Origin of the sequence: Petrotoga sp. 9PWA.NaAc.5.4 (assembly GCF_002895485.1) — a bacterium.
In the GTDB taxonomy this organism is placed as follows: Bacteria; Thermotogota; Thermotogae; order Petrotogales; family Petrotogaceae; genus AZRK01.
Genome location: NZ_AZRK01000002.1, coordinates 286,641 through 294,403 on the forward strand (window position 1 = coordinate 286,641; position 7,763 = coordinate 294,403).

The following is a 7,763-nucleotide window of genomic DNA, read 5'->3' on the forward strand; positions in this document are numbered from 1 at the left end:
AATCGAGTTTTTTGTTAAGAGAAAAATCCTTCGACTAACATACAAAATTCATCAAATTTTTCAAAAAATAAAGCGTGTCCGGTTTCTTCTACGTTTACCAGTAAAGAATTTTTAACTTTATTGTGCATCTCTATGATATGATTTTTAGGAGTGATTATATCCTCTTCTCCCGATATGAAAAGTGTTGTGGCTTTTATATATTTTAATTCGTTTCTTATATCAAAAGTTTCATTTGAAGATGCCAATCTAATAAAGCCATCAAACCAGTCTTTAGTAAGTGTTTTTTTAAAAATTTCACGCCTATTCATAAGCCAACTGTAATTACTGTTATAAAAAGTTCGAGAGTAAATATAAGGAAGAGAAATATCAAAAAATTTTTCTCCGTCATAAAGGGTTGCAGCAACTTTCCATGCCTGTCCTATAGATTTAAGATAGTTGTCCACATGATCGGTTGCGTTAGATAAAACCATTTTATCAACTAAGTTAGGAAATTTTAAAACAAATAATTCAGCAATTTGAGCTCCGTAAGATACGCCCATAAGATTGACTTTTTTTAGTTCTAAATGATCTATCAATTTTTTTAAATCATCTACATGGACATCTATTGTATAAGGTTTATCCGTGATTCTCGAGGATTTCCCTTGATCACGTGTATCATAAGTTATAATTTGAAATTTTTTCTCCCATCTTTGGATATGCTCTTTCCAACTGGCTGTGCTCATCATGATACCATTTAATATTATTACAGGTTCTCCCGTTCCATGAATTTCGTAATAAAGTCCAGGTTCATTCAAATACATTTTAAAACCTCCTATTTATATCGATATTCCGTTATTAAGATAATGAGAAAGTTCTTTAAGTATTGTTTTTTCATTATTCATCCTCTTTAGAAATATTTTTTCTATACCTGTATAATGACTTATTCCCATTAAGCTATTTGCTACCAATTTCTTATCTCTTAATTTTACGTTTTTAAGGTTATTTATATATCCTCGTTCAAAAGCATTGTAATATTCATTCGCGGTTTTTCGTATTACAAATTCGGATTCTCTAACTATTTCATAAAACTCTGAGTTTTCTTCAAAGTACTTTAAAAATAAATAGATTCCTCTTATTTCATTTTCTGCTCTGTTAAGATCCTTGTTTAAATTAATGGATAAAAATCTTCTTGTCCGCTTTCCTATAAGTTCGACAATTTCCGATAAAAAAGTTTCTTTACTATTAAAATAAATATAAAAAGTGCCTACTGAATATCCCGCATTCTTTGAAATATCGTGAATATCTGTTTTGTGAAAACCTTTCTCTCCAAATAATTTAATTCCAGAGTTAATAAGTTTCGATTTCGTTGAATCATCATCATAAAATTCTGGATAAACGATATTTTTATTATCAAAAATTGAGTTGAAATCTTTAATATCTTCTTCAAATATGCCTTCTACAATAAGTTTTTTTAAATCTTCCTTGTTATATGCCAAACTATTAAATATATATCTTATAGTTACAAATCTCACTATTCCCGATACAAACAGTTGCTCTGCTTGAGTTGTTTCTCTTTTAAAAACATTAGATATTCCCATTGCGTATAAGTCTCTAAGGTGATGTTCATATTTAGGGAAACGATATTGTCCTTCTCTATATATTAAGATATCTTTTTTGTAATCTCCAACACCTGTGCTTACAACTATATTTAAAAACTTATCTAACCTCTCGTCAAAAGTTCTACCTGTAATTGAAGAAAAGCTTTTTTCATAGTATGTAACTATTTCATTCAATAATTTTAGGAAAAGTTCTTTTTTATTCTTAAAATATCTATAAAAAATTCCATTGGACAAGCCAGCATTCCTACAAATTTCGGCGACAGAGACAGTTTCGTACCATTTTGTTGAAAATAAATTTCTTGCTGATTCAATAAGTTTAAAATAAGATTTAGGTTTTGTAATGTACATAGTATGCCCCTTTATAGTTTTAGTGAATATACTGAAATATATGATACCACTAAAAGATAGATAAAAAGATAGATAAATTTTAAAGATACTGATAATTAACAATTCATTAATTATGAACAAATTCCAAAAAAATTTTTATAAATAATTGGGGATCTTCAACTATTATGGAATGTCCAACATGGGAGAATATTTTTAATTCACCTTTCACAGATTCAACAACATTTAATGCCATGCTTTTAGTTACCAAAATATCTTTTTTTCCAAGGATAAACAAAGTCTTACCTTTAAAATTTTTCGCTATCTCTTCATAATTATAATTTTCTAAAGCTCTTGCATTCTCTGTAAAACATTTTGGATTCATTAAAAGTCCATCGTTAGTTATTTGATTTAAAAATTTTCTATCTTTTGAAGCGGGCATCATCGCTCTTAAAGAATTTTTTAATAGAGTTCTATTACGTTTTAATAAGTTTAACGCATAATAATTTTCTTCTGGAGTTTTCAGACCTTTCAAAGAAGGAGAATCTATTAAAATTAGTCTATTAACTTTTTCAGGATATCTGAAAGCTAAAGACATTGCTACTGCTCCACCTAATGAATGACCTACTATAATGACGTTATTTAAATTTAATTTCTCTAAAAATAGATTCATGTAATCTGCGTAAATATCTATGTTAGCATTTTCTAACCATTCTGAAAATCCAAAGTTTGGTAAATCTGGTGTATAAATTTTAAAACCAGGAATATTCTTCACTTTTTCAAACCATCGATGAGAAGCGTAATTACCATGTATCATTAAAACTGGGGTTCCTTTCCCGTTTACTTCATAATATATTTTTTTACCGTTTATATCAGCAAATTGTCCATTTTTTCTTCTCTTTCTCCACATTTTTTTAATTAACCATACAATGGGTACTTCAAAGTAATTTAGATACAAAATATTTAATCCAAATGAAAGTCCGCGTGGGAAAAATAAAACAAACACTATTAGCAAACTACCCACTATTATCGTCATGGGGAAATTTATTCTTGAAAACAAAAAAGGCATGCCGGTAATTATAATTGATCCGATCAAACCTCCATTAAGTGTTGCAAAGCCTCCAATAACAACCATTGCTAATAAATTTAAAGAAACATTTAAGCCAAAATCTGCTGGTGCTATATATCCTATTGTATGAGCATATAAAAATCCAGCAATTCCTCCATATATAGCACTAATAATAAAAGCTTGTAATTTTACTTTAGGGATATTGACTCCAAAAGCACTTGCGGCTGTTTCACTATCTCTTACCATATTATATTTCTTGCCAACAGGTGATTTTGTTATTATACTTGTAATATATACAAGTAAACAATAAATTATTAAGTTAATAAAAAACTTTCCAAATTCTGAATCAATTATTGGAGGAATATTTCTCATGCCAGTTCTTCCTCCAAGAATGGATAATGAAGCAATTATTTCTTGTATAGCTATACCAAATGCCATAGTTGCGATAGCTAAATAAAACCCTTTCAACCTTAAGGAAGGTAAAGCGATAATCATTCCAAAAATTGCAGAAAGTACCATGGCTAAGATAAAGTTTAATAATATTGGTATATTAAAGTTTGATGTTAAAAAAGCTGAAGTATAAGCACCTATAGCCATAAAAGCAGCATGACCTATGGATATTTGACCGGTATACCCGAAGATCACGTTCAATCCCAAAGCTGCAATAGCCATAATTATAATATTAGAAAATACTAAAAGCATAAAAGACTGAGGCATAAAGATTAATCCTAAAATTATTCCGATTATTAATGTATAAATTGCAGTTTTCATTCTTACACTCTCCCCTTATCTTCGCTGCCAAAAATTCCTGAAGGTTTAACTATTAAAACTACTATTATTAGAATTAGTATAAGAGATAACTGATAATCAGGAGAAATATAAACACCAACAAGCTTTTCAATTATTCCTAATAAGAGCCCACCAATTATGGCTCCAAATAAACTTGAGAATCCTCCAAGAACACCTGCAGTTACTCCATATAATTGCATATTTATCATCATATTTGGATGAATATAAGTTTTAGGGGCCGCTAAAAGGCCTACTAAACTTACGGTAGCTATTCCTATTCCCCAAACTATTGCATCCACTTTGTTTATATCAACACCAGTTGTTAAAGATCCTACTTCATCTTGCGATCGAGCTCTGATAGCAATGCCTAATTTTGTATATTTCAAGAAAATGGCTAAAAATAGCATTATTGAAATTGCAATAATAGTTATAAATATATCGTTTTTTGGAAGTACTATAATTCCGTTTTCAAAAAAGAAAATAAAAGGTGTTCCTGATGCAATTTCTGGAAAGGTAAAATAATCAGTTCCCCAAATAAGCATTACAAGGCCTTCAATTACCATTAAAAGTCCTAAAGTAACCATTAACATGGCACCGTGAGATAATTGTTTTAAAGGTCTCATAAGAAATCTTTCTATGGCTAATCCTACAAAAAAACCACAAATTACACCTATTATTAAAGATAAAATGAAATTGTTAGTAGTTAAATAAAAAGTCAAGCCAATGTAGGTACCAAGCATACCAGAATTACCATGAGCAAAGTTTAAAACACCGACGGTTCTAAAAATCAATACGATGCCAAACGCTGTAAGACCATATAGTGCACCCTGAGGAATGCCTGAAATAATACTTTGTAGTATTTGCAACTTAATCCTCCTTTTCACATACCCAAATAGGCTTTTTTCACTTTTTCGTCTTTTAACATCTCTTTTGCATTGCCTTCATGGGCAATTTTACCATTTTCAAGAATATAAGCTCTGTCACTTATTTTTAAAGATTTCATAGCATTTTGCTCTACTAATAATATCGGAATACCGTTTTCTTTTAAAGTTAATAACACTTTATAAATCTGATCTATAATTATTGGTGCTAATCCTAAAGAAGGCTCATCTAACATAAGAATCTCCGGATCTGCCATTAAAGCTCTTCCAACAGCTAACATTTGTTGTTCACCACCCGAAAGAGAGCCTGCTTTTTGTTTAATTCTCTCTTTTAGAATAGGGAAAAGTTCAAATACTAACTGAGAATTTTTATCATAATTTCCCCTTATATAAGATCCCATTTTCAAATTTTCTTCCACAGTAAGTCCAGGAAAAATACGTCTGTTTTCGGGACAAAGAATCATGCCTTTTTTTACTTTGTAAACAGGATTTTTATTAGTGACATTTTCATCATTAAAAACAATTCTTCCTTTTGATTTGACTATTCCTAAAATTCCAAATAAAGTTGAAGTTTTACCAGCACCATTGGAACCTAAAATTGAAACTATTTCGCCTTTATTTACGTTAAAGGAAATTCCTTTAACTGCTTTAACATGTCCGTAGTTGACTTCAAGATTTTCAATTTCAAGCATTTTCTTCTTCCCCCAAATATACTTTTATTACTTCTTCATTTTTTGAGATTTCTTTTGGAACACCCTCTGCGATTTTTTTACCAAAATTCATAACGGTTATAATATTCGAAACATTCATCACAACATTCATATCATGTTCAACTAACAATATTGTTTTGCCTCTTTCGTTAACCATTTTTATGATATCTTTTATTTCTTCAGTTTCATAATTGTTTAATCCTGCGGCGGGTTCATCTAATAATAACAATTCTGGATCAGAAGCTATAGCGCGAGCCAATTCGACTCTTTTAAGTATTCCGTAAGGAAGTTGTGCCGGGAATGAGGCTAACCGATTTTTTATTTCAAAAATTTCCGCTATTTCTAATACCCGCTCCCTTGCTTCCTCTTCATAATTCTTGCTAAACTTCGAAAGTATAGAAAATATAGATTTATTATATAGATAGATTATTCCAGAATAAATGTTATCAAAAACGTTCATTGCTTGAAACAATTGTAAGTTCTGAAAAGTTCTAGATATACCTTTATAAATAACATCGTTTGTTTTCAAATTCAAAAGATTTTCACCCTTGAATTCAATCTTCCCATTCTGAGGTTCAACAATTCTTGTTATCGTGTTAAACAAAGTTGTCTTTCCAGCACCGTTAGGCCCTATCAAAGCATGAATTTCTCCTTTTTTAACTTGCATAGAAAAATCATTAACGGCTTTTAATCCACCAAAAGAAACAGTAACGTTGTTTATCTCGAGCATAAATTCACCTCTCAATACTTTCAATGCATTTTAATAAACAGGGGAGGATTTATCCTCCCCACATTTTAAAGTTTCATAGTACATCTAACAAAGTTTCAACAGAGTAATTAATCCAGTTACTTGCAAAATCCCAAACCAAGCCATATTCTGTTAGCACGGATTTCAAGACATACATAGAAGTCATACCCATTCGTGCGTCAAATCCTTTTGAAATAGGTTTGTAAGTTAAACCATGACTTTCATCACCAAGAGTTATATAATTTCCCTTCCAGTTATCCAGAGTCTCTAAAGCAGCAACTAACCCTTCTCTTGTTAAATCAGGACCAGCTCTTTTTACTCCTTCAACAAAAACCTCAGCCGCAATCATTCCTGCAATGGCATAAGCATTTGGAATTTGGTTATAGTATTTTTGATATATTTGAATAGCAGGTTCTTGAGGATTTGTAAAATCAACAGCTACCCATGCCATAACTTCTACACCATCTCCAGCATCTCCTGCTAATTGTAAATAAGTTTCATCCGCATTTGAATAAGTTAGAATATATCTCTGATTTGTCATGCCGTATTGTTTAGCTTGTCTAACAAAACCTACAGATTGTGGTAAGAAAAGCATTACGGCTACAGCATCCGGCTTAGCGGACAATAGTCTAGTAACTTCAGCAGTAAAATCGCTTTTAAAAGGGTCAACTGCTATATTTGCGACAGGTTCTATCCCTAAAGATTTCAAGGTTCCTACCGCAGATTTACTAAATTCTTGGCCATCCTCAGCATTTCTATACACTATCGCAATTCTTTTGTGACCTTGTTCAACAAGATAATTCATAACAATATTTCCTTCAACTATATAGTTTGGTTGAACTGGAAAAATATATTTCTTTGGAGGCAAGCTAAATTCAATGGACCCTCCACCTTGATAAACAAAAGGCACACCTGCATTGTTCAAGTAATCTTGAACAGCTAAAATACCAGGAGTACCTAAACCACCGACTATTGAAAAAACTTTGTCTTGTTCAACCATTCTTCTAACTTCTACAACAGTTTTTGCCGGATTAAATTGATCATCAGCGACTATAAGTTCGATTTTTCTACCGTATATTCCGCCATTATCGTTGATGTAGTTAAAATATGCCTGCATACCTTGAGCCATTGGCCTACCTATTCCTGCTACTGGACCAGACATAGCTTGAAAAGTTCCTACCAGAATTTTATCATCGGTGACACCTACTTCGGCAAAGATAAAAGTTATAAATAAGACCAAAAGAAACATGCCAAAAAACTTCTTCATAATTCTCACCTCTTTTATATAATATGTTTATACGTATGTCTTAAATCTTAAAAAATAGTTTTTATCAAAGTTTCATAAAGATTATTTAAAAATTCACATCTTAAAGCTCTCAACTAACCCTTTCAACTCTGAAGATATCTCATTCAACTCTTTAGCATCTTCATTTATCCCTATAGCTTGTTCTACTTGGTTGTCTATTATCTTTCTCGACGTTTCTAACTGCTGACTTATTTCTGTTACCGCTTTTGCTACTCTGTCCATCGCCGAACTCATCTCTTGGGCACTTGCACTTTGTTCTTGAGCACTGGCTGTCATGTTTTCTATCCCTTGATTCCTCTTTTCTATTCTTTCTGTTATGTGTTTGAAACTTTCTAATA

7 protein-coding genes and 1 pseudogene are annotated in these 7,763 nt (G+C 31.2%); all 8 read right to left on the bottom strand.

The window, feature by feature from the left end:
• Window positions 1-14: 14 nt before the first annotated feature.
• On the bottom strand, window positions 15-800 hold the full coding sequence (locus X924_RS02735; RefSeq protein ID WP_121957410.1) for an alpha/beta fold hydrolase: 786 nt from the start codon (window positions 798-800) through the stop codon (window positions 15-17).
• Between the two features lie 15 nt (window positions 801-815).
• On the bottom strand, window positions 816-1,946 hold the full coding sequence (locus tag X924_RS02740) for a TetR/AcrR family transcriptional regulator (RefSeq protein WP_121957411.1): 1,131 nt from the start codon (window positions 1,944-1,946) through the stop codon (window positions 816-818).
• A 106-nt stretch (window positions 1,947-2,052) separates the two neighbouring features.
• The gene (locus X924_RS02745) at window positions 2,053-3,762 is read right to left on the bottom strand and encodes an alpha/beta fold hydrolase (RefSeq protein ID WP_121957412.1); all 1,710 of its coding nucleotides are present in this window, start codon (window positions 3,760-3,762) and stop codon (window positions 2,053-2,055) included.
• A gap of 2 nt (window positions 3,763-3,764) precedes the next feature.
• Window positions 3,765-4,646, bottom strand: coding sequence for a branched-chain amino acid ABC transporter permease (locus tag X924_RS02750; RefSeq protein WP_158245288.1), 882 nt, complete (start codon window positions 4,644-4,646; stop codon window positions 3,765-3,767).
• Between the two features lie 14 nt (window positions 4,647-4,660).
• Window positions 4,661-5,353: an ABC transporter ATP-binding protein gene (locus X924_RS02755; protein WP_121957414.1), complete on the bottom strand. Its 693-nt coding sequence runs from the start codon at window positions 5,351-5,353 to the stop codon at window positions 4,661-4,663.
• Window positions 5,346-6,101, bottom strand: a complete 756-nt coding sequence (locus tag X924_RS02760) for an ABC transporter ATP-binding protein (protein ID WP_121957429.1) — start codon at window positions 6,099-6,101, stop codon at window positions 5,346-5,348. The genes X924_RS02755 and X924_RS02760 overlap by 8 nt, the downstream gene beginning before the upstream one ends.
• 73 nt (window positions 6,102-6,174) lie before the next feature.
• Entirely contained in the window at window positions 6,175-7,386 is a 1,212-nt protein-coding gene (locus X924_RS02765) for an ABC transporter substrate-binding protein (protein ID WP_199172612.1), read from the bottom strand.
• Window positions 7,387-7,479: 93 nt separating this feature from the next.
• Window positions 7,480-7,763, bottom strand: a pseudogene (locus tag X924_RS02770) (methyl-accepting chemotaxis protein); the annotation flags it as partial.